Below are 20,491 nucleotides of genomic sequence, written 5' to 3'. Positions count from 1 at the left end.
CGACGCCGCAGTCCCTCTGTCGATTTCTTTGTCCATACGGTGATGAACGTGACTGATTCGACCCTTACGACCGTTGACGTCGTACTTCCCTGCCTGGACGAGGCCTTGGCCCTGCCCTGGGTGCTGGAGCGCATGCCCGCCGGATGGCGGGCGATCGTCGTCGACAACGGCTCCTCCGACGGCTCCGCCGAGATCGCGGCCGGACTCGGCGCGCACGTGGTGCGGGAGGAGCGGCGCGGCTTCGGGGCCGCCTGCCATGCGGGACTGCTGGCCGCCGAGGCGGAGTTCATCTGCTTCTGCGACTGCGACGCCACGCTCGACCCCGGGGGGCTGGTCCCCTTCGTCGAGGAGGTGGCGGCGGGCCGGGCCGATCTGGTGCTGGGGCGGCGGCGCCCGCAGGGGCGCGGGGCGTGGCCCGCGCACGCCAGGGCCGGGAATCTGGCGCTGGCGCGCATGACGCGGCGCAGGACGGGCATCGCGCTGCACGACCTCGGTCCGATGCGGGCGGCGCGCCGCGACGCGCTGCTCTCGCTGGGCCTGACCGACCGGCGCAGCGGCTATCCGCTGGAGATGGTCGTACGCGCGGCCGACGCGGGCTGGCGGGTCGCCGAGCGGGACGTGCCGTATCTGCCGCGCGCCGGGAAATCCAAGGTCACCGGGACCTGGCGGGGCACCTGGCACGCCGTACGGGACATGCGCGGCGTGCTGACAGCCCCGGCCGGCGGCGCGGGTGCCACCGCTCCGGCGCCCCAGGCAGCCCCGACAAGCCAGCCGGCCCCGGCAGCCCCATCGGCCGCGACCGGCGCGGACCCGGAGGCCGGCCGATGACCACATTGCTCGTCATCGCCAAGGCGCCGGTGCCGGGCCGGGTGAAGACCCGGCTGACGCCGCCGTTCCTTCCCGAGGAGGCCGCCCTGCTCGCCGAGGCCGCGCTGTGCGACACGCTCGCAGCCGTGCTGGCGGCGCCCGTACGGCGTCGGGTGCTGGTCCTCGAAGGCTCCCCGGGGCCCTGGCTGCCGCCGGGCATCGAGGTCGTCCCGCAGTCGGGCGGCGGCCTCGACGAACGTATCGCCGCCGCCTTCGCGCTCTGCTCGGGGCCGGCCGTGCTGGTCGGTATGGACACCCCCCAGGTCACCGCTCCCGCCCTGCTGGCGCCCGCGCTGGCGCCGGACGCGTGGGACGGGTGCGACGCGTGGTTCGGTCCGGCCGTGGACGGCGGGTTCTGGGCGCTGGGCCTGGCCGAGCCCGACCCGGCGCTGGTGCTCGGGGTGCCGATGTCGGTGTCGCGGACCGGTGCCGTACAGCGCGGGCGTCTCGTCGCCGCTGGGCTCGCCGTACGGAACCTGCCGCTGGTACGGGATGTGGACACCGCGCGCGATGCCGGGCTGGTCGCGGCCGAGGCGCCGGACAGCCGGTTCGCCGCCGCCCTTTCCCGGCTCGCCTGGGCGGGGGTGCGATGACCACCGTCGACATAACGACAGTTCCGGCGCCCTGGGGGGCGGAACCGTACACCGAGGCGCTGCGCGCGGGGCGCGGTCCGCTGTTCCTGCGGCGTACGGACGGCTGGCTGCTGCCGCTTGAGGTGGAGCGCTGGTGCGCCGGGCCCGACCCGGCGGATCTCACGGTGCTCGACCGCTGCCACGGCTCGGTGCTCGACATCGGCTGCGGCCCGGGGCGGCTGGTCGCGGCGCTGGCCGCGCGCGGCCGTATGTCGCTGGGCATCGACGTCAGCCCGGCGGCCGTGGCGCACACGCTGCGCTCGGGTGGCAGCGCCCTGGTCCGTTCGGTGTTCGAGCCGTTGCCGCGCGAGGGGAGCTGGGACACCGCGCTGCTGATGGACGGCAACATCGGTATCGACGGCGACCCGCCCGCGCTGCTCAGCAGGATGGCCGGGGTCGTCGGCCCCGCCGGTTCGCTGATCGTCGAGGCGGCGCCCGCGGGGATGGGCGTGGATCTGGACGAGCGCGTCCACGTCCGGGTCGACAACGGCAGGGGTGATGGCGGCGGGAGCGACGGAGCCGGGTTCGCCGCGGCGGCCTTTCCCTGGGCCCGGGTCGGCTCGCGCGCACTCCTCGGACACGCCGGAGCGGCGGGCTGGAGCCCGGCCGAGCAGTGGACGGCGGACGGACGCACCTTTGTCGCGCTGCGGCGGACGGCCGTACTCGGCAGGTAGGGACCTGCCTGCCGTCAGTCGAGGTGGGTGCCCTCCACATAGACCCAGGCACCCTTGTCGTCGCGCGCGAAGCGGCTGCGCTCGTGCAGGGCGCCCGGTTGCCCCAGGGTGGTGTAGCCCGCCCGGAAGGTGACCGTGCCGTGGGTGTGGAAGGCGGTGCCTTCCGTGGTGTCCTGGATCTCCAGGCCCGTCCACCGCATCGACGGGTCGAGGTCGATGCCGGAGGGGCGGGTCGCCGGGTCCCAGGTCTTCAGCAGATACGACTCGTCGAGGACCACGAAAGCGCTGTAGCGGGAGCGCATCAGCAGGACGGCGGTCGGCGCGACAGCCAGGCCGACGTGGAAGCGCCCGCAGCACTCGCCGTACGGTGCGGGCAGACCGCACGGGCAGGGCGACTCCGGGGTGTCGGCAGGGGGTGCGGAGCGCGCGGGGTGTGTCGTGCGCGGTGCACGCTTGGGGCGTCGTGACATGCCTCCATTGTGCCTCCGACGGGCCTCCGATCAGGCCCCCGGGCGCGCCCCGGATCGCGTAACGGACCGCGTGTCGGAGCGCTCGCCGGACGGTGTCTCCGGCTCGGATGCCGCCGGTCCGAAGCGGCGGAGGTACGCGCTGGGCGGCAGCCCCGTACGCCGGCGGAGCTGGGCGCGCAGGTTCGCCGCCGTACCGAGGCCGCTCAGTCGCGCCACCCGCTCCAGCCGCACCTCGCCCTGCTCCATCAGCCGGCAGGCGAGCGCGACCCGCCGCGCGGTCAGCCAGGCCAGCGGTGTGGTGCCGAGACGGTCGCGGAAGCGGCGGTGCAGCGTGGCCTGGCTGACGCCGGCCCGTACGGCCAGCTCCGGCACCGAGAGCCGGCCGGCGAGCCGCTCCTCCGCCCAGGCCAGCAGCGGTCCGAGCGAGGTGTCGGGGACGGCGGGGAGCGGCTGTTCGACGAATTGCCGCTGGCCGCCCTCGCGGTGCAGCCCGAAGACCAGTCGGCGGCTGACAGCGACGGCCGTGGCGGCGCCGTGGTCCTTGCGGATCAGCTCCAGGCAGGTGTCGAGGGCGGCCGCGCTGCCCGCCGCCGTGACGAGGTCGCCCTCGTCGACGAAGAGCACGTCCGGTTCGAGCCGTACGGCGGGGAAGCGGGCGGCGAACATCTCGGCCCAGCGCCAGTGCGTGGTCGCCCTGCGGCCGTCCAGGACCCCGGCGGCGGCCAGGGTGAAGGACCCCGTGCAGAAGCTGACCATCCTGGCCCCGCGTGCCGAGGCGCGGCGCACCGCGTCCAGCACGGCGGGCTCGGGGTCGTTCCAGGGGTCGGGACGGTTGGGGACGATCACGGTGTCGGCCCGGTCCACCGCGTCCAGACCGGCCACCCCCGAGAGCTGGAAGAACCCGGAGTGCATGGGGACCGACGGGGTCGCGGCGCACAACTCGAAGTCGTACCAGCGCCGGTCCAGCTCCGGGCGTTCGAGGCCGAACAGCTCGGTCGCGATGCCCATCTCGAACGGGTTGGAGCCCTCGGCGACGATCATCACCACCCGGTGGGAGAAGCCCTGGGGGGAACGGTGAGAGGATCCTTGCGACATATGCGATTCATAGCACTCGCCTCCGCCGCGCGCCAGGCGGACGATGCTGACATGCCTACAGAACCCACCGCCCTGAGCACGGCCCTCGACTCCTTCGACGCCGTGTGGAGCCCGCGCATCGTGACGCGCGTGAACGATTACGACGTACGTGTCGCCAAGGTGCTCGGCGACCACATCTGGCACGTGCACGAGGACACCGACGAGTTCTTCCAGGTGCTGGACGGCGACCTGGCGATCGGCCTGCGCGAGGACGGCGGCGAGCGGACCGTCACGCTGGCGCGCGGTTCCGTGTTCGTCGTCCCGCGCGGCGTCTGGCACCGGCCGTCGTCACCGGGGGGCGCCTCGCTGCTGCTCTTCGAGCCGGCCGGGACGCTGTCGGTCGGCGATCAGCACGACGAGATCCCCGACCATGTCGACGCCACGACCGGGCACGCCCTCTGAGGCGTGCCCATCGGCCGGGCGGACCCGTCGGCGGCACGCGCCGTTGACGGATTCGGTGCCGGGCGCCTAGCGTCCCTCTCGGTCATACTTCATACGTCATATATGAAGTATGACCCCGCACCGTTTCCGTGAGAGGAACGCCGATGACCTTCGCACCCGCCCCGGCCACGATCCCTTCCCGTACCCAGTACGTGCTGGACGCGGTCAGACACGGCATCCTGACGGGTGAGCTGAGTCCGGGGCGGCCGCTCGTCGAGGCCGAACTCGCCGCGCACTTCGGGGTGTCGAAGACACCGGTGCGCGAGGCGCTCAAGACGCTCGCGGGCAGCGGTCTGGTGGTGACGAGCCAGTACAAGGGCGTCACGGTGCGCACGGTGGACGCGGCGATGGCCCACGAGGTGTACGACGTGCGGCTGTTGCTCGAACCCGAGGCGGTACGGCGTACGGTCGCCTCCGGCGCGTCCGCCGCCTCCCGTACCGGCGTGCGGGAGGCGGCGGACGCCCTCGTACGCGCCGAGGCGGCGGCCGACACGGCGAGCCGCTCCCTGGCGAACCGGGACTTCCACCGCGCGCTCTATCTGCCCTGCGGCAACCCGCTGCTGGTGCGGATGCTGGACGAGGTCCGTGACCAGTCGGCCCTGGTGGCCGCCGTCGCCTGGGCGGCGGCGCCGACATGGGACCGGGAGGCGGCGGAGCACCGGGAGATCCTGCGGCTCGCGGAGGACGGTGACGGCGAGGGCGCCGCACGCGCCGTGCACGACCACATCGCGGGCTTCGTCGGCCGCGCCTTCCCGGAAGGAGCCGCCGCGTGAACGCGCCGGATCTTGACCCGTGCCGTTCCGCCCTGGCCGATGTCGTCGCGATTCCCGTGACGCCCTTCGCCGAGGACGGGACCGTCGACCAGGACGCCTACCGGATGCTGCTGCGCCGCCTGCTGGACGGCGGAATCCGGGCGCTCACACCGAACGGCAACACCGGCGAGTTCTACGCGCTCTCGCCCGAAGAACGGCTGCTGGTCACGGAGTTGACGGTGGCGGAGGCCGGCGGCCGGGCCGAGGTGCTGGCCGGCGTCGGCCACGACCTGACCACGGCGATCGCCTCGGCCCGCCACGCCAGGGACACCGGCGCCTCGATGATCATGATCCATCAGCCGGTGCACCCCTATGTCGCGCGGGACGGCTGGATCGACTACCACCGGTCGATCGCCGACGCCGTCCCCGGACTTGGCGTCGTCCCGTACATCCGCGACCCCGCACTCGACGGCCGGACGCTCGATCGGCTCGGGGCGCTCTGCCCCAATGTGGTGGGGGTGAAGTACGCGGTCCGTGACGCGGCGCGGTTCGCCGCCTTCGCGCGCGACGCGGGCCTCGACCGCTTCGTCTGGGTCGCCGGGCTCGCCGAACTGTACGCGCCCGCCTACTGGTCGGCCGGCGCCACCGGATTCACCTCGGGGCTGGTCAATGTCGCCCCTTCGGTGTCGACCGGCATGCTGGCCGCGCTGCGCGCCGGGGACTTCGCCGAGGCGATGCGGGTGTGGGAGCGTATCCGCCCGTTCGAGGAGCTGCGCGCGGCCCGGCAGTCCGCCGACAACGTGACGGTGGTCAAGGCGGCCCTCGCCGAACTCGGCCTGTGCCGCGCCGAGGTGCGCCCACCGAGCCGCCAACTCCCTGACCCCGTGCGCGAAGAGGTCGCCGCGCTGGTGCGCGGGTGGGGACTGTGAAGACGCCCGAGGAGCTGCGCAGTCATCAGTGGTACGGGACGGACGGCCTGCGGTCGTTCAGCCACCGGGCCCGCACCCGGCAGCTCGGCTATCTCCCCGAGGAGCACCTCGGCAAGCCGGTGATCGCGATCCTCAACACCTGGAGCGACATCAACCCCTGCCATGTCCATCTGCGGGAGCGGGCCCAGGCGGTGAAGCGCGGTGTGTGGCAGGCCGGCGGCTTTCCGCTGGAATTCCCGGTCTCCACCCTGTCGGAGACGTTCCAGAAGCCGACCCCGATGCTCTACCGGAACCTTCTCGCCATGGAGACCGAGGAGTTGCTGCGCTCCTACCCGGTGGACGGCGCGGTGCTGATGGGCGGCTGCGACAAGACCACACCCGCGCTGCTGATGGGCGCGGCGAGCGTTGATCTGCCCGCGGTGTTCCTGCCGGCCGGGCCGATGCTGCCGGGGCACTGGCGCGACGAAGTCCTCGGCTCCGGCACGGACATGTGGAAGTACTGGGACGACAAGCGCGCCGGTCTGATCGGTGACTGCGAGCTGGCCGAGCTGGAGAGCGGGCTCGCCCGCTCCCCCGGCCACTGCATGACGATGGGCACGGCGTCCACCCTGACGGCGGCGGCCGAGGCGCTGGGGGTGACCGTGCCGGGCGCCTCGTCGATCCCGGCGGTGGACTCGGGCCATGAGCGGATGGCCGCCGCGTCGGGGCGCCTGGTGGTGGATCTCGTACACCGGGACCTGAAGCTGTCACGGATCCTGACCCGGGAGGCGTACGCGGACGCCGTCACCACCGTTCTCGCGCTCGGCGGTTCGACGAACGCCGTCATCCATCTGATCGCCATGGCCGGGCGGAGCGGGATCAAGCTGACGCTGGACGACTTCGACCGCACGGCCCGGCGGGTGCCGGTCCTCGCCAATGTGCGTCCCGGCGGCCGGTATCTGATGGAGGACTTCCACTTCGCGGGCGGACTGCCGGGTCTCCTCGCCCAGTTGACGGATCTGCTGCATCTCGACCGGCCCACCGTCGCGCACCCCACGCTGCGCGCGCAGCTCGCCGGAGCGCGCGTCCACAACACCGATGTGATCCGGGACCGTGACCACGCGCTGGCCGATGAGGGCGGTGTCGCCGTGCTGCGCGGCAACCTCTGCCCGGACGGCGCGGTGATCAAGCACATCGCCGCCGAGCCCGCGCTGCTCCGGCACACCGGTCCCGCCGTGGTGTTCGACGACTACCGGACCATGCAGCGCACCATCAACGACCCGGATCTCGGCATCACGGCCGACCATGTGCTGGTGCTGCGCAACGCCGGGCCCAAGGGCGGTCCCGGCATGCCCGAGTACGGCATGCTGCCGATCCCCGACCATCTGCTGCGGCAGGGCGTCAGGGACATGGTGCGGATCTCCGACGCCCGGATGAGCGGGACGAGTTACGGCGCGTGCGTGCTGCACATCGCGCCGGAGTCGTACGTCGGGGGCCCGCTCGCACTCGTGCGGACCGGCGACCTGATCACGCTGGACGTCGAGGAGCGGCTGCTTCGACTCGACGTACCGGACGAGGAGTTGGCGCGGAGGAAGGCCGACTGGACGCCCCCGCCCCAGCGTTACGGGCGGGGTTATGGCGCGCTGTACAACGACCAGGTCACCCAGGCCGACACGGGCTGCGACTTCACCTTCCTCGCCAGGGAGGGCGACGTGCCGGAGCCGTACGCCGGCTGAGCGGCCCTGAGCGGCCCGGTCAGCCGCCGAAGGGGGTGCCGGGCAGTCCCTCCCCCGCGTCCGGCAGGACGAGCAGTGCGCCGGAGAGCGGGTGGGGGCGGTCGAGGCCGGTGCGGGCCGAGGTGATGTAGAGGTCCCGCAGGCCGGGACCGCCGAAGGCGCAGGAGGTGGGGCGGCGTACGGGCAGGTGGATCGTACGGTCGAGCGCGCCGCGCGGTGTGTACCGGCGGATCTGGCCGCCGTCCCACAGGGCGGCCCAGACGCAGCCCTCGGCGTCCACGGTGAGTCCGTCGGGGGAGCCTGCGCCGTGCTCGATCTCGGCCAACGTCCGCCGCCCGGTGATGCGTTCACCGTCGAAGGCGAACTGCTCAATGCGGCCGGTGGGGGTGTCGATGTAGTACATCGTCCGCCGGTCGGGGCTCCAGCCCGTGCCGTTGCCGACGCCGACGGTGAGGTGTTCCGTGACCGTGCCGTCCGGCGCGACCCGGATCAGTCTGCCCCCGCCCGGCGCTTCGTCGTAGCGCATGCTGCCCGCCCAGAGCGCGCCGTCGGGCGCGATCGCCGCGTCGTTGCCCCTGCGTCCCGCCACCGGGTCGTGGACCAGCCAGGAGAAGGCGCCGTCGGCCGAGTAAAGGCCCACGCCGTCGCGGAGGTTGACCACCAGACCCCCGCCCGCCCGGGGCTTGGCCGCACCGACGTGCTGTTCGGCGAGGGTGAGCGTACGGCGTCCGTCGGCGGGGGCGAAGGTGTGGATGCGGGAGGAGAGGATGTCCACCCAGATCAGCCGGCCGGTCGCCGGATCCCAGGTGGGCCCTTCGCCGAGTCTGGCCTGCTCGGGTACGGCGACCTCCGGTTTCACACCGCCCGCTCTCATGCCGGCCCCCGGTGCCCGAGACGGGCGGAGAGCGTGCCCGCGCCCTCGACGGCAAGTCGTGCGAGCTCCCGCTCGCGCTCGGCGCTCCAGCGGATCATCGGTACGGAGATGGAGAGCGCGGCGACCACCCGTCCCGCGCTGTCGCGCACCGGCGCGGCGACGCAGCTCACATCGGGGTTGGACTCGCGGTGCTCGACGGCGACACCGCGCTCCCTGATGGAGGTCAGTTCCGTCCGCAGCACCGCGTAATCGGTGACGCTGTCGGGTGTCATCGCGATCAACTCCCGTCCGGCGAGGCGGGCTTCGAACTCCGTCTCGGGCAGCGAGGCAAGCAGCATCTTGCCGACCGAGGTGCAGTGTGCCGGCAGCCTGCGGCCGGCGGCCGAGACCATTCTGACCGCGTGGGTGGAGTCCACCTTCGCGATGTAGATCACGTCGGCGTCCTCCAGGACGGCGACATGGACCGTCTCGTCGCAGGTCTCGGCGACCTCGCGGGCGACCTGCTGCCCCTCGGCCGCGAGGTCGAGCTGTTCCGCGTACCTGCTGCCGAGTTGGTAGTTCCGTACGCCGAGCCGGTAGTGACCGGGCCGCGCGGGCACGGCCACCAGGTACGAGCGGGCCGCGAGTGTGGTGAGCAGTTCGTGCACGGTGGTGCGGGGCAGTCCGAGCCGCCGGATCACGTCCGGGGCCGACAGCGTCCCGTCGCCCTCCAGGAACAGTTCCAGGATGTCCAGGGCCCGGGTGACCGCGGGAACAAGCCGTCCCATGTGCGACCATCCCCCCTCTTGTTCGGTGCTTCGGCCGGTGACCGGTATGACGAACACAGGCTAGCCCGTGCGCAACCCATTGACACCCCTGGAACGCATGAATACGGTCACGCCCACAATTTCGAACGCGTGACGAGATATCGAACGACGCGCGGCACCACCGACGAGCGAGCCGCCAACACATGCTGGGAGCAACCGCGTTGCGCATCACGGGAATCAGCACACACGTCGTGGGAACGCCCTGGCGCAACCTCACGTACGTCCTCGTCCACACCGACGAGGGGCTCACCGGCGTCGGTGAGACCCGGATGCTCGGCAGGACCGACGCGTTGCGCGGCTATCTGCGCGAGGCGGAGACCAACCACATAGCCGGCTCCGACCCGTTCGCGGTGGAGGACCTCGTACGCCGCATGAAGTACGGCGACTTCGGCCGGGCCGGCGAGATCGTCATGTCGGGCATCGCCGTGGTGGAGATGGCCTGTTGGGACATCAAGGGCAAGGCGCTCGGGGTACCCGTGTGGCAGTTGCTCGGCGGCAAGGTCACCGACCGGGTCAAGGCGTACGCCAACGGCTGGTACACCACCGAGCGCACCCCGGACGCCTACCACAAGGCGGCCCGGGCGGTCGTCGAGCGCGGCTACCGGGCCCTGAAGATCGATCCGTTCGGCACCGGGCACTTCGAGCTGGACCGCGCCGCCTCCAATGAAGCGGTGGCGCTGATCGAGGCCGTACGCGACGCGATCGGGCCCGACACCGAGCTGATGCTGGAGATGCACGGGCGGTTCAGCCCGTCCACCGCCGTACGGCTCGCCCGCGAGATGACGCCGTACGCGCCGGCCTGGCTGGAGGAGCCGGTGCCGCCGGAGAACCTGAAGGCGCTGCGCAAGGTCGCCGAAAAGGTCGAACTGCCCATCGCCACAGGTGAACGCTTGCACGACCGCATCGAGTTCAGGGAACTCTTCGAGTCGCAGGCGGCCGACATCATTCAGCCGGACGTCGGGCACATCGGCGGCATCCTGGAGGCGAGGAAGCTCGCGGCCACCGCCGAGACCCACTACATGATGATCGCGCCGCACAATGTCGGCGGTTCGGTCCTGACCGCAGCGAGCCTCCAACTGGCCGCCTGCACACCGAACTTCAAGATCCTTGAGCACTTCAACGACTTCGCGGACGCCGAGATCAAGAAGGTGGTCAAGGGCGCTCCCCAGGTCGATCCCGCGACGGGCTGCTTCGAGGTGTCGCACGCGCCGGGCCTCGGCGTCGAGTTCGACGAGGCGGCGGCGGCCGAATTCCCGCAGCAGCAGGCGCGGTTCGACCTCTGGGCCGAGGGCTGGGAGAAACGCGACCCCAAGGCGCCCCGATGAGCGGCCGGTCGGACGCCGCGCCCCGTGGCAGCCGGTCGATCGTCGTCGAACGCCCCGGCGCCCACCGCCTGGTGAGCGGCGAGCCGCCGGAGCCGGGCCCCGGGGAGGTGCGCGTACGGGTCGCTGCCGCCGGTATCTGCATGAGCGACCGCGAGGTGTACGACGGCCGGCGCGACGCGGCCTATGTCCGCTACCCCGTCACCCCCGGGCACGAGTGGTCGGGCACCGTCGAAGCGGTCGGCCAAGGCGTCGACCCCGCGCTGACCGGCCGCCGGACCGTCGCCGAGGGGTTCCGGGCCTGCGGAACCTGCGACCGCTGCCGCACCGGTGAGACCTCGCTGTGCTCGGCCGGTTACGACGAGACGGGCTTCACCCGCCCCGGGGGTTTCGCCGACCATGTCGTGGTCCCCGCCCGCCTGTTGCACCTCCTCCCCGACGATTCCGACCTGCGGTCCGCCGCCCTGCTGGAGCCCGCCGCCGTGGCGGCGGCGGCCGTACGGGCCGGAGTCCCCGAGCCGGGCATGCGGATCGCCGTCGTGGGCGCCGGAACCCTGGGCCTGCTCGCCGTCCAGCTCCTCGGGGCCTCCTCCCCCGCCGAGCTGACCGTCATCGACCCCCGCGTCCAACGGGCCTATCTCGCCGAGCAGTTCGGCGCGACCGGGGTCCGCACCCCCGAGGAGGCCAAGGAGCTGACCGCCCACTACGACCTGGTGGTGGAGAGCGCCGGGGCCCCCTCCACCGCCGCCTCCGCCTGCCTGCTGGCACGGCGCGGCGGGGGCGTCGTCCTCGCCGGGATGTTCGGGCCCGACGCCACCGGCATCGATCCGGCGCACCTCTCGCTGAGCCAGCTGACGGTGCGCAGCGTCTTCGGCGCCTCGTCCGGCGCCTGGGCGTTCGCCGTACGCGCCTTCACCACCGGGCTGCTCGACCCGGGCCCGCTGATCACCCATGAGTTCCCGCTGGAGCGCTACGCCGAGGCCGTGGCGCTGGTCGGCGGCGGTGATCCCGGCACCGGAAAGGTCCTGCTGCGCCCCTGACCGGGACGGAAAGCGGCGCGCGACACCCCCGTACACCCTGCCCCCGACCGAAGGACTCGTCCGTGACCGACGCATCACCCCTCACGCTCCGCCGCCCCGGCGAGCGGGCACTCGCCGCGCTCGGCCTGGCGGCGCCCGAGGCCGACCCCGCGGACGCCTCCCCGCACTCCTTCCCCGACGGGGGCCGCTGGCGCACCGAGATCCCCTCCGTCGAAGGCCCCGAAGCGCTCGCCGAGGTGCTCAAGGAGTCCACGCGCCTCGATGTGCCCGTCCACCGCGTCAGCCAGGGCAGCGGTGTCTGGATGCTCACCGACACCGACATCACCGACATGGTCGACGCGTGCGCCGCCCACTCCGTCGAGCTGTGCCTGTTCACGGGGCCGCGCGGCACCTGGGACACCGGCGGCTCCACCCGTACGGACTCCGGCGGCGCCGGCCTGCGCGCCAGGGGCCACGACGCGCTGGCCGGCTGTGTCGAGGACGCGCTGCGCGCGGCCGAACTCGGCGTGCGCTGCCTGCTCGTCGCCGACGAGGGCGTGCTGTGGTCGCTGCACCGGCTGCGCGCCCAGGGAGTGCTGCCCGCCGACACCACCCTGAAGGTCTCCGCCCTCGTCGGCCCGGTCAACCCGGCCTCGTACGCGGTGATCGAGCGGCTCGGGGCCGACTCGGTGAACATCCCCTCCGACCTCTCGCTCGCGCATCTCACCGAGATCCGGCGCGCCGCCCGCGCCCCGATGGATCTCTACATCGAGGCGCCCGACGACCTCGGCGGCTACGTCCGGATGTACGAGACGGCCGAGCTGATCCGGCGCGGCGCCCCGCTGTACCTCAAGTTCGGCCTGTCGAAGTCCCCCGGCATCTATCCGTACGGCGCGCAGCTCCGCGACACCGCTCTCAGCAGCGCGCGCGAGCGGGTACGCCGGGGGCGCCTCGTGCTCGACCTGCTCGCCCGGCACGGGGCCGACGGCGGAATGTCGCCGCTCGGCTCACGGCTGCCGGGCCCGCTCGACCGCTTCCCCCACACCAGCGGCACAGACACCACCACACCCAGCGCCACTCCCACCCACGACAAGGACTGATGACCTCATGCGCACCCGCCGAGCCGCACTCACCGTCGCCGCCGCGTCCCTCGTCCTCTCCCTCGCCGCCTGCGGGCAGAGCAGCGAGGGCGGCAGCAAGCAGGAAGGAAAGGCGAAGGGCAAGGAGCAGTCGACGATCGGCATCGCCATGCCCACCAAGTCGTCGGAGCGCTGGATCGCCGACGGCAACAACATGGTCGCCCAGTTCAAGAAGCTCGGTTACAAGACCGATCTCCAGTACGGCGAGGACGACGTCGACCAGCAGGTCTCCCAGGTCGAGAACATGATCACCAAGGGCGTCGACGTCCTGGTGATCGCCTCGATCGACGGCAGGGCGCTCAGCGACGTCCTCCAGCAGGCCGCCGACAAGAACATCAAGGTCATCTCCTACGACCGGCTGATCCTCGGCACCAAGAACGTCGACTACTACGCGTCCTTCGACAACGAGAAGGTCGGCGTGCTCCAGGCGACCTACCTCATCGACAAGCTCGGCCTGAAGGACGGCAGCAAGAAGGGCCCGTTCAACATCGAGCTGTTCGCGGGATCGCCCGACGACAACAACACGCGTTACGTCTTCCAGGGCGCGATGAAGACCCTGAAGCCGTATCTCGACAGCAAGCAACTCGTCGTCAGGAGCGGCCAGACCAAGCTCGACCAGCTCACCACGCTCCGCTGGGACGGCGGCACCGCGCAGAAGCGGATGGACGACCTGCTGACCAAGGCGTACGGCTCGCAGGACCTGGACGCGGTCCTCTCCCCGTACGACGGCATGTCCATCGGCATCCTGTCCTCGCTCAAGTCGGACGGGTACGGTACGGCCGCCAAGCCCTACCCGGTCGTCACCGGCCAGGACGCCGAGGTCGCCTCGGTCAAGTCGATCATCGCGGGCCAGCAGACGCAGACCATATACAAGGACACCAGGGCGCTGGCCGCGCGGGCCGTCCAGATGGCCGACGCCGTCCTGACCGGCAAGACGCCCGACGTCAACGACACGAAGACGTACAACAACGAGTCCAAGGTCGTCCCGACCTACCTGTTGCAGCCGGTGAGCGTCGACAAGTCCAACTACAAGGCGGAGCTGGTGGATTCGGGTTACATCAAGGCGAGTGACCTGAAGTGAGCGCTCCCGTACTGGAGATGCGCTCCATCGTGAAGACCTTCCCCGGGGTCAAGGCGCTCTCCGACGTCACCCTCACGGTCGCCCCCGGGGAGGTGCATGCCATCTGCGGGGAGAACGGCGCGGGCAAGTCCACCCTGATGAAGGTCCTCAGCGGCGTGCATCCGCACGGGAGTTACGAGGGTGAGATCCTCTTCGAGGGCTCGCCCTGCGAGTTCAAGGACATCAGGGCCAGCGAGTCGCGCGGCATCGTGATCATCCATCAGGAGCTGGCGCTGATCCCGTTCCTGTCGATCGCGGAGAACATCTTCCTCGGCAACGAGCACGCCAGGCGCGGAATCGTGAGCTGGAGCAGCACGCTCCAGCACGCGGCGGCGCTGCTCAAGCGGGTCGGCCTCGCCGAGCACCCGCAGACCCGGATCACCGACATCGGCGTCGGCAAACAGCAGCTCGTGGAGATCGCGAAGGCGCTCGCCAAGCGGGTGAAACTGCTGATCCTGGACGAGCCGACCGCCGCGCTCAACGACGGTGACAGCGCCCAGCTCCTGCGCCTCATCCTGGAGTTGAAGGAACAGGGCATCACCTCGATCATCATCTCGCACAAGCTGAACGAGATCGCCGAGGTCGCCGACTCCGTCACGATCCTGCGCGACGGCAGGACCATCGAGACCCTCGACGTGAAGGCGGAGACGACCACCGAGGACCGGATCATCCGTGGCATGGTCGGCCGCGACCTCGACCACCGCTTCCCCGAACGCACCCCGTACGAGGGCGATCCCGGCGAGCACCCGGCGCTGGAGGTCCGCGACTGGACCGTGCACCACCCCATCGACCAGCAGCGCAAGGTCGTCGACAACGTCTCGATCCATGTCCGCAGAGGGGAGATCGTCGGCATCGCGGGGCTGATGGGCGCGGGCCGCACGGAGTTGGCGATGAGTGTGTTCGGCCGCTCGTACGGCCGCAACATCAGCGGGACGGTCGTCAAGGACGGCCGGGAGATCCGTACGAGAACCGTGCCCGAGGCGGTCGGGCACGGCATCGCGTACGTCACCGAGGACCGCAAGCGCTACGGGCTGAACCTCATCGACACCATCGGCAGGAACATCAGCCTGGGCGCGCTGTCCAAGGTGTCCCGGCACGGGGTGGTCGACGAGCACGAGGAGACCAGGGTCGCCGAGTCGTACCGCGCGTCCATGAACATCAAGGCACCGACGGTCTTCGAGCAGGTCGGCCGGCTCTCCGGCGGCAACCAGCAGAAGGTCGTCCTCAGCAAGTGGATCTTCGCGGGCCCCGATGTGCTGCTCCTCGACGAACCCACCCGGGGCATCGATGTCGGCGCGAAGTACGAGATCTACACCGTCATCGACCAACTCGCCGCGCAGGGCAAGGCCGTTGTCTTCATCTCCTCCGAACTCCCCGAGCTGCTGGGCATGTGCGACCGCGTCTACACGATGGCGGCCGGCCGGCTCACCGGTGAGATCCCCCGGGCGGAAGCGACCCAGGAAGTCCTGATGCGCCATATGACCAAGAACACGAGGTAGTCGACATGAGTCCGGGAACCACCGGGGCGCTGCTCCTGGAAGCCGCCCGCCGCAACATGCGGCAGTACGGGATGCTCATCGCGCTCTGTCTGATCGTCGTGCTGTTCGAGATCTGGACCGACGGCGTGCTCCTCATGCCGAACAACGTCACCAACCTGGTGCTCCAGAACAGCTACATCCTGGTGCTCGCCATCGGCATGATGATCGTCATCATCGCGGGACACATCGATCTCTCCGTGGGCTCGCTGGCCGCCTTCGTCTCCGCCGCCTGCGCGGTGATGATGGTCGAGCACAAGGTGCCCTGGGTCCTCGCCCTGGTCCTCGGCCTGATCATCGGGGCCGTCGCCGGGGCCTGGCAGGGGTTCTGGATCGCGTATGTGGGCATTCCGTCGTTCATCGTCACGCTCGCCGGGATGCTGCTCTTCCGGGGCGCCACCCAGATCTTCCTGGGCTCCCGCTCGCTCGGTCCGTTCCCCGAGGGGTTCCAGAAGATATCGACCGGCTATCTCCCCGATGTCGGCCCTTCCACCAACTACCACAACCCGACCGTCGTGCTGGGTCTCGTGCTGCTGGCCTTCGCGCTGTTCCAGGAGGTGCGGGACCGGCGCAGGCAGCGGGCGTACGACCTCGACGTGCTGCCCCGCAACCTCTTCCTCATCAAGTGTGTGGCGCTGGCGGCGGCCGTCCTCGCCTTCACGATGACCCTCGCCAGCTACCGGGGTGTCCCGGTGGTCCTGCTGCTGCTCGCCGCGCTGCTCATCGGCTTCGGGTTCGTCATGCGGAACGCGGTCGTCGGCCGGCATGTGTACGCGCTCGGCGGCAACCAGGCGGCGGCGAAGCTCTCCGGGGTCAAGGACAAGCGCGTCACCTTCCTCGTCTTCGTCAACATGGGGGTGCTCGCGGCTCTCGCCGGAATCGTGTACGCGGCCCGGCTCAACGCGGGCGTGCCGCAGGCCGGGGTGAACTTCGAACTTGAGGCCATCGCCGCCGCGTTCATCGGTGGCGCATCGATGAGCGGCGGAGTCGGCACGGTGTTCGGCGCGATCATCGGCGGGCTCGTTCTCGGCGTCCTCAACAACGGCATGTCGCTGGTGGGGGTCGGCACGGACTACCAGCAGGTCATCAAGGGTCTTGTGCTGCTGGCCGCGGTCGGCTTCGACGTCTGGAACAAACGCAGGGTGGGTGCCTGACCCTGGCCTGCCCCGCGCCGCCCCGCCTCGGGGATGATCGTTCCATGCGGACGACCGAGGCGAAGGCGGAGCGGGTATGAGGCTGACGATTCTGGGTGGCGGCGGTTTCCGGGTGCCACTGGTGTACGGGGCGCTGCTGCGCGACCGCGGGGAGGGCCGGGTCAGCCACGTCACGCTGTACGACGTGGACACGGCCCGGCTCGGGGCCGTCGCCCGGGTCCTGGCCGACCAGGCCGCCGGCGTCGAAGGCGCGCCGGAGATCACCGCCACCACCGACCTGGACGAGGCGCTGCGCGGCGCCGACTTCGTCTTCTCGGCGATCCGGGTGGGCGGCCTCGAAGGCCGCGCTGCCGACGAACGGGTCGCGCTGGCCGAGGGGGTGCTCGGCCAGGAGACGGTCGGGGCGGGCGGGATCGCGTACGGGCTGCGTACGGTCCCGGTCGCCGTCCACATCGCGCGCCGGGTCGCCGCGCTGGCCCCCGACGCCTGGGTGATCAACTTCACCAACCCGGCGGGGCTCGTCACCGAGGCCATGTCCCATGTCCTCGGTGACCGGGTCATCGGGATCTGCGACTCCCCGGTGGGTCTCGGGCGCCGGGTGGCCAGGGTGCTCGGGGCGGACCCGGACGACGCCTGGATCGACTACGTGGGGCTCAACCACCTGGGCTGGCTGCGCGGGCTGCGCGTCGCCGGGCGCGACGAACTCCCGCGCCTGCTGGCCGATCCGGTGGCGCTCGGCTCCTTCGAGGAGGGCAGGCTCTTCGGCCCCGAGTGGCTGAGTTCGCTCGGGGCGATCCCCAACGAGTACCTGCACTACTACTACTTCAACCGGGAAGCGGTGGACGCGTACCAGCGGGCCGAGCGGACCCGGGGAGCGTTCCTCCGTGACCAGCAGGCGGGCTTCTACGACGAACTGACGCGTGGCGACGGCGGGGCGGGCACCGGGACCGGTGCGGGGGCCGCGCTCGGCGCCTGGAACCGTACGCTCGCCGAGCGCGAGGCCACCTACATGGCGGCGAACCGCGACGCGGCGGGCATCGGCGAGCGGGACGCCGACGACCTGGAGTCGGGCGGCTACGAGAAGGTCGCGCTGGCCCTGATGCGGGCGATCGCGAAGGGCGAGCGCACGACGCTGATCCTGAACGTACGCAACCGCACCACGCTCTCGGTGCTGGACGCGGACGCCGTCATCGAGGTGCCGTGCCACGTCGACAGGAACGGCGCGCTGCCGGTGGCGGTGGACCCGCTGCCGTACCACGCGGTCGGCCTGGTCACCGCGGTCAAGGCGGTGGAGCGCGAGGTGCTGGCGGCGGCGGAGAGCGGCTCACGGGCGAGCGCGGTGAAGGCGTTCGCCCTGCACCCGCTGGTCGACTCGGTGGCGGTGGCCAGGCGGCTGCTGGACGGCTACACGGCGGCGCACCCGGGGCTCGCCTACCTGCGGGCGTAAGCGCGCGGCCGGCGCCCGGAGACGGAAAGCGCGCGGCGCCGCAGCGCACCTGAAAAGTGCTGCGGCGCCGCGCGCCCCCTGCCCCCCTGCGGTATGGCTTGGGTGCTCCCCGGGTGGGGAGAGCGGGACCGGCGACCGGGGGCGGGTCGGGACGGGCGCGATCGGGGTCGTGCCGGGTCGGTCAGGCGGATCAGTCGTTCAGGTCGTTCAGGTCGTCAGGGTCAGCCCGGTCGATCAGGTCAGCAGGAAGTCCGCCTGGCCCGACTTGGCGCCCTGGATGAAGGCGGCGATCTCGTTGGTGGTGTAGATCAGCGCGGGGCCGCCCGGGTCGGCGGACTGGCGCACAGCGACTCTGCCGTCGGCCAGCTTCATGGCCTCGATGCAGTTGCCGCCGTTGCCACCGCTCCACGGCTTGTGCCAGCCGTCGTGACCGAGGTCGGTGGCGGGCATGCCGTTGTATATGGGATGCATTCACAGCTCCTTGCGGAGGTCCCGGAGGATCTCCTTCGTGCGTTGTGCAGTTGCGGCCTGCGCCGCCATCCGGTCCATGACCTCCAGATGAGTGGCCACTTCCAGGCGCGAGTCGAGATAGATCGCGCCGGTGAGGTACTCGCTGTAGATCATGTCCGGCAGCTCGGGTACGGCGAAGCGGAAGATCACGAACGGTCCGTAGGTTCCCGGATGGTGTCCGCTTGAGAACTCCGCGATCTGCAACGTCACATGGGGCAGTTCCGTCGCTTCGAGAAGCCGGTCGATCTGGTCCCTCATGACGTCCGGGGTGTTACCGACGGGGCGGCGGAGCACCGTCTCGTCCATGATCACCCAGAATCTGGGCGCGTCCTCACGGGTGAGCAGCGACTGGCGTTCCATCCGGAGCGCGACATGCCGCTCGATGTCGGCCGGCGAGGACTGCCCCACGGCCCCGGCGAGCATGACGGCGCGGGCGTACTCCTCGGTCTGGAGCAGCCCCGGCACGAAGTGCGGCTCGTACGACCTGAGCAGGGAGGCGGCGCCTTCCAGGCTCACATGGACGCTGAACCAGCCGGGCAGCACGTCGTGGAACCGCTGCCACCAGCCGGGCTTGTTGGCCTCCTCGGTGAGTTCGACGAACGCGTCCGACTCCTCCCCGGCGACCCCGTAGGCCTTGAGCAGCACCTGAACGTACGGGATCTTGAGGGTGACCTCGGCGGTCTCCATGCGTCGGATCGTGGCGGGAGCCACTCTCAGAAGCTTGGCAGCTTCCTCGCGTTTCAGGCCGGAGCGCTCACGCAGGTCATGGAGACGCCTGCCGAGTACGACCTGACCCACGGTCGGGGCGGACCGCGGTTCACTCACTTTGGGACCTCCCCAAGCACGATTGCGTGCAGTCTGCCATGTCCGCACATCGAAGAACACGCCACTCTGGAAATTTCAGAGTGCCACTTGCCAAGTGTCCCCGACGGGTGGACAGTGGATCCGTGAACCAGTTCACGCGGTTGTCACGCTCTGCCAGGGAGAGGTTTTGCGTGCCGCAACCGCTTCCCCACCGTTAGGAATCGGTCGTGGCACCTGGTAACGCGCTCACCCCCCAGCTCACCGCGTGCCTTGGCAACGTTGTCCAACGCTACGGATTCGAATTGCCCGCCCACCCGGAATCGGTGGGCCGTGCGAGAGAGCTGACCCGCGACCGGCTGGTGAAGTGGGGGGTCGACGACGACACCTGCGAGACCGCCGTCCTGATCGTCTCGGAACTGGTCACCAACGCGATCGTCCACGCGGCGGGTGAGCACGTCGTCTGTGAGATACGGGAGGGCGAGGGCCGGCTGCGGATAGCGGTCGAGGACCAGGGATACGGTCCGACCGGGCCCGAGCTGCACCACAGGGCGCCCGACGAGGGCGGCCGGGGACTGCTCCTCGTCGACTCGATGTGCACCGGCTGGGGAGCGCACGGCACATCCGGGTACGGCTGCGGGCGTGTCGTCTGGGCCGAGCTGCCGCACGGAGCGGAGTGCCCGTGCTGAGAACGACCCTGCACCGTCTCTCCCGCGGTCTCCTCGGCGAGGGGACCCGCACGGTGCGCCTGCCGCTCCCCACCACCCTGAGCGCCTCGCTGGGCTGCGACGCCGTCGGCGTGCCCGCGCGGCACGGCTTCCGGCTGATGGCGCGGCTGCCGAGGACGGGCTGCGTCTTCGCGGACGACGACCGGTGGTGGTGGATCGTCCCGGCCGGCTCCGACTTCGAACTGGACTGGCCTTCGCCCGCCAGTTACGTGGCGGGAACCAGCGTCCCCGCCGTGCGGCCCCGGCTGATCCACTGGCCGGACGACCGTTCGCCGTACACGCCGCCGATCCCGTTCTATCTGATGGTCTGCCAGTTGGCGGGTACGGCGCCGTCGTGGGCGGCCGAAGCGCCCGGAACCGTACCCGCGCGCTGAGCCGTGGCTCCGGCCACGGCTGAGCAGGACGGCCGTACCCCCGCTGCC

Annotated in this window: 22 protein-coding genes; 16 read left to right on the top strand and 6 right to left on the bottom strand. The window is 71.1% G+C overall.

The window, feature by feature from the left end:
* Positions 1-48 precede the first annotated feature (48 nt).
* The 3 genes from QR77_RS35870 to QR77_RS35860 are packed head-to-tail and all read left to right on the top strand — an operon-like array spanning position 49 to position 2,173.
* Positions 49-828 carry a glycosyltransferase family 2 protein gene (locus QR77_RS35870; RefSeq protein ID WP_269084346.1) on the top strand — a complete coding sequence of 260 codons (780 nt, stop codon included), beginning with the start codon at positions 49-51 and terminating at the stop codon, positions 826-828.
* Positions 825-1,460: a DUF2064 domain-containing protein gene (locus QR77_RS35865; protein ID WP_040026171.1), complete on the top strand. Its 636-nt coding sequence runs from the start codon at positions 825-827 to the stop codon at positions 1,458-1,460. The genes QR77_RS35870 and QR77_RS35865 overlap by 4 nt, the downstream gene beginning before the upstream one ends.
* Entirely contained in the window at positions 1,457-2,173 is a 717-nt protein-coding gene (locus QR77_RS35860) for a methyltransferase domain-containing protein (RefSeq protein ID WP_040026170.1), read from the top strand. The genes QR77_RS35865 and QR77_RS35860 overlap by 4 nt, the downstream gene beginning before the upstream one ends.
* Before the next feature lie 14 nt (positions 2,174-2,187).
* Here the strand turns inward: QR77_RS35860 and QR77_RS35855 are convergent, their stop codons facing one another.
* Both QR77_RS35855 and QR77_RS35850 read right to left on the bottom strand, forming a co-directional pair.
* Positions 2,188-2,643 carry a YchJ family metal-binding protein gene (locus tag QR77_RS35855; RefSeq protein ID WP_040026169.1) on the bottom strand — a complete coding sequence of 152 codons (456 nt, stop codon included), beginning with the start codon at positions 2,641-2,643 and terminating at the stop codon, positions 2,188-2,190.
* A gap of 30 nt (positions 2,644-2,673) precedes the next feature.
* Complete coding sequence (locus QR77_RS35850; protein WP_078877562.1) at positions 2,674-3,738, bottom strand: helix-turn-helix domain-containing protein; 1,065 nt, start codon at positions 3,736-3,738, stop codon at positions 2,674-2,676.
* Between the two features lie 51 nt (positions 3,739-3,789).
* Between QR77_RS35850 and QR77_RS35845 the strand changes: the two genes are divergently transcribed.
* The 4 genes from QR77_RS35845 (at position 3,790) to araD (ending at position 7,614) form a co-directional block, all read left to right on the top strand.
* Complete coding sequence (locus tag QR77_RS35845; protein ID WP_040029243.1) at positions 3,790-4,179, top strand: cupin domain-containing protein; 390 nt, start codon at positions 3,790-3,792, stop codon at positions 4,177-4,179.
* Between the two features lie 143 nt (positions 4,180-4,322).
* A complete protein-coding gene (locus QR77_RS35840) occupies positions 4,323-4,991 on the top strand; it encodes a GntR family transcriptional regulator (protein WP_040026168.1) in 669 nt (222 codons plus the stop codon).
* Positions 4,988-5,899: a dihydrodipicolinate synthase family protein gene (locus tag QR77_RS35835; RefSeq protein WP_040026167.1), complete on the top strand. Its 912-nt coding sequence runs from the start codon at positions 4,988-4,990 to the stop codon at positions 5,897-5,899. The genes QR77_RS35840 and QR77_RS35835 overlap by 4 nt, the downstream gene beginning before the upstream one ends.
* Complete coding sequence (araD, locus tag QR77_RS35830) at positions 5,896-7,614, top strand: L-arabinonate dehydratase (RefSeq protein ID WP_173476478.1); 1,719 nt, start codon at positions 5,896-5,898, stop codon at positions 7,612-7,614. The genes QR77_RS35835 and araD overlap by 4 nt, the downstream gene beginning before the upstream one ends.
* Before the next feature lie 19 nt (positions 7,615-7,633).
* On the opposite strand, the gene QR77_RS35825 is transcribed toward araD, so the two are convergent.
* Positions 7,634-8,488, bottom strand: coding sequence for an SMP-30/gluconolactonase/LRE family protein (locus QR77_RS35825; RefSeq protein ID WP_040026164.1), 855 nt, complete (start codon positions 8,486-8,488; stop codon positions 7,634-7,636).
* Entirely contained in the window at positions 8,485-9,255 is a 771-nt protein-coding gene (locus tag QR77_RS35820) for an IclR family transcriptional regulator (RefSeq protein ID WP_040026163.1), read from the bottom strand. Before QR77_RS35820 ends, QR77_RS35825 begins: the two co-directional genes overlap by 4 nt.
* A 200-nt stretch (positions 9,256-9,455) precedes the next feature.
* Here QR77_RS35820 and QR77_RS35815 point away from each other — a divergent pair, with 200 nt between their 5' ends.
* The 7 genes from QR77_RS35815 to QR77_RS35785 all read left to right on the top strand — a co-directional run bounded on the left by QR77_RS35815 (position 9,456) and on the right by QR77_RS35785 (position 18,030).
* Positions 9,456-10,619 (top strand): mandelate racemase/muconate lactonizing enzyme family protein, encoded by a 1,164-nt coding sequence (locus QR77_RS35815; protein ID WP_040029242.1) that lies wholly within the window; start codon positions 9,456-9,458, stop codon positions 10,617-10,619.
* Entirely contained in the window at positions 10,616-11,656 is a 1,041-nt protein-coding gene (locus QR77_RS35810) for an alcohol dehydrogenase catalytic domain-containing protein (RefSeq protein WP_040026162.1), read from the top strand. Before QR77_RS35815 ends, QR77_RS35810 begins: the two co-directional genes overlap by 4 nt.
* A 62-nt stretch (positions 11,657-11,718) precedes the next feature.
* Positions 11,719-12,735, top strand: a complete 1,017-nt coding sequence (locus tag QR77_RS35805) for a hypothetical protein (RefSeq protein ID WP_052489305.1) — start codon at positions 11,719-11,721, stop codon at positions 12,733-12,735.
* Positions 12,736-12,742: 7 nt separating this feature from the next.
* The gene (gene chvE / locus QR77_RS35800) at positions 12,743-13,855 is read left to right on the top strand and encodes a multiple monosaccharide ABC transporter substrate-binding protein (protein ID WP_040026161.1); all 1,113 of its coding nucleotides are present in this window, start codon (positions 12,743-12,745) and stop codon (positions 13,853-13,855) included.
* On the top strand, positions 13,852-15,393 hold the full coding sequence (mmsA, locus tag QR77_RS35795) for a multiple monosaccharide ABC transporter ATP-binding protein (protein ID WP_040026160.1): 1,542 nt from the start codon (positions 13,852-13,854) through the stop codon (positions 15,391-15,393). Before chvE ends, mmsA begins: the two co-directional genes overlap by 4 nt.
* Before the next feature lie 5 nt (positions 15,394-15,398).
* Entirely contained in the window at positions 15,399-16,583 is a 1,185-nt protein-coding gene (gene mmsB / locus QR77_RS35790; protein ID WP_201778851.1) for a multiple monosaccharide ABC transporter permease, read from the top strand.
* Between the two features lie 76 nt (positions 16,584-16,659).
* Positions 16,660-18,030 (top strand): 6-phospho-beta-glucosidase, encoded by a 1,371-nt coding sequence (locus QR77_RS35785; protein ID WP_040026159.1) that lies wholly within the window; start codon positions 16,660-16,662, stop codon positions 18,028-18,030.
* A 234-nt stretch (positions 18,031-18,264) separates the two neighbouring features.
* Here the strand turns inward: QR77_RS35785 and QR77_RS35780 are convergent, their stop codons facing one another.
* Both QR77_RS35780 and QR77_RS35775 read right to left on the bottom strand, forming a co-directional pair.
* Positions 18,265-18,501, bottom strand: coding sequence for a DUF397 domain-containing protein (locus tag QR77_RS35780; RefSeq protein ID WP_040026158.1), 237 nt, complete (start codon positions 18,499-18,501; stop codon positions 18,265-18,267).
* The gene (locus QR77_RS35775; protein ID WP_040026157.1) at positions 18,502-19,365 is read right to left on the bottom strand and encodes a helix-turn-helix transcriptional regulator; all 864 of its coding nucleotides are present in this window, start codon (positions 19,363-19,365) and stop codon (positions 18,502-18,504) included. It abuts the gene before it with no gap.
* A 206-nt stretch (positions 19,366-19,571) separates the two neighbouring features.
* Between QR77_RS35775 and QR77_RS35770 the strand changes: the two genes are divergently transcribed.
* Positions 19,572-20,030, top strand: a complete 459-nt coding sequence (locus QR77_RS35770) for an ATP-binding protein (protein ID WP_040026155.1) — start codon at positions 19,572-19,574, stop codon at positions 20,028-20,030.
* Positions 20,024-20,443, top strand: a complete 420-nt coding sequence (locus tag QR77_RS35765) for a hypothetical protein (protein WP_040029239.1) — start codon at positions 20,024-20,026, stop codon at positions 20,441-20,443. Before QR77_RS35770 ends, QR77_RS35765 begins: the two co-directional genes overlap by 7 nt.
* The last annotated feature ends 48 nt before the right edge of the window (positions 20,444-20,491 follow it).

This window comes from Streptomyces sp. 150FB (assembly GCF_000818195.1).
In the GTDB taxonomy this organism is placed as follows: domain Bacteria; phylum Actinomycetota; class Actinomycetes; order Streptomycetales; family Streptomycetaceae; genus Streptomyces.
Note: the sequence above shows the minus strand (reverse complement) of the source record. Positions and strands in the feature narration are given on the sequence as shown.

Bases quoted from the DNA above. Each gene is read 5' to 3' on its own strand.
- QR77_RS35865 (WP_040026171.1), top strand. From the start codon at position 825: ATGACCACATTGCTCGTCATCGCCAAGGCGCCGGTGCCGGGCCGGGTG.
- QR77_RS35860 (WP_040026170.1), top strand. From the start codon at position 1,457: ATGACCACCGTCGACATAACGACAGTTCCGGCGCCCTGGGGGGCGGAA.
- QR77_RS35855 (WP_040026169.1), bottom strand. From the start codon at position 2,643: ATGTCACGACGCCCCAAGCGTGCACCGCGCACGACACACCCCGCGCGC.
- QR77_RS35850 (WP_078877562.1), bottom strand. From the start codon at position 3,738: ATGTCGCAAGGATCCTCTCACCGTTCCCCCCAGGGCTTCTCCCACCGG.
- QR77_RS35845 (WP_040029243.1), top strand. From the start codon at position 3,790: ATGCCTACAGAACCCACCGCCCTGAGCACGGCCCTCGACTCCTTCGAC.
- QR77_RS35840 (WP_040026168.1), top strand. From the start codon at position 4,323: ATGACCTTCGCACCCGCCCCGGCCACGATCCCTTCCCGTACCCAGTAC.
- QR77_RS35825 (WP_040026164.1), bottom strand. From the start codon at position 8,488: ATGAGAGCGGGCGGTGTGAAACCGGAGGTCGCCGTACCCGAGCAGGCC.
- QR77_RS35820 (WP_040026163.1), bottom strand. From the start codon at position 9,255: ATGGGACGGCTTGTTCCCGCGGTCACCCGGGCCCTGGACATCCTGGAA.
- QR77_RS35810 (WP_040026162.1), top strand. From the start codon at position 10,616: ATGAGCGGCCGGTCGGACGCCGCGCCCCGTGGCAGCCGGTCGATCGTC.
- chvE (WP_040026161.1), top strand. From the start codon at position 12,743: ATGCGCACCCGCCGAGCCGCACTCACCGTCGCCGCCGCGTCCCTCGTC.
- mmsB (WP_201778851.1), top strand. From the start codon at position 15,399: ATGAGTCCGGGAACCACCGGGGCGCTGCTCCTGGAAGCCGCCCGCCGC.
- QR77_RS35785 (WP_040026159.1), top strand. From the start codon at position 16,660: ATGAGGCTGACGATTCTGGGTGGCGGCGGTTTCCGGGTGCCACTGGTG.
- QR77_RS35780 (WP_040026158.1), bottom strand. From the start codon at position 18,501: ATGCATCCCATATACAACGGCATGCCCGCCACCGACCTCGGTCACGAC.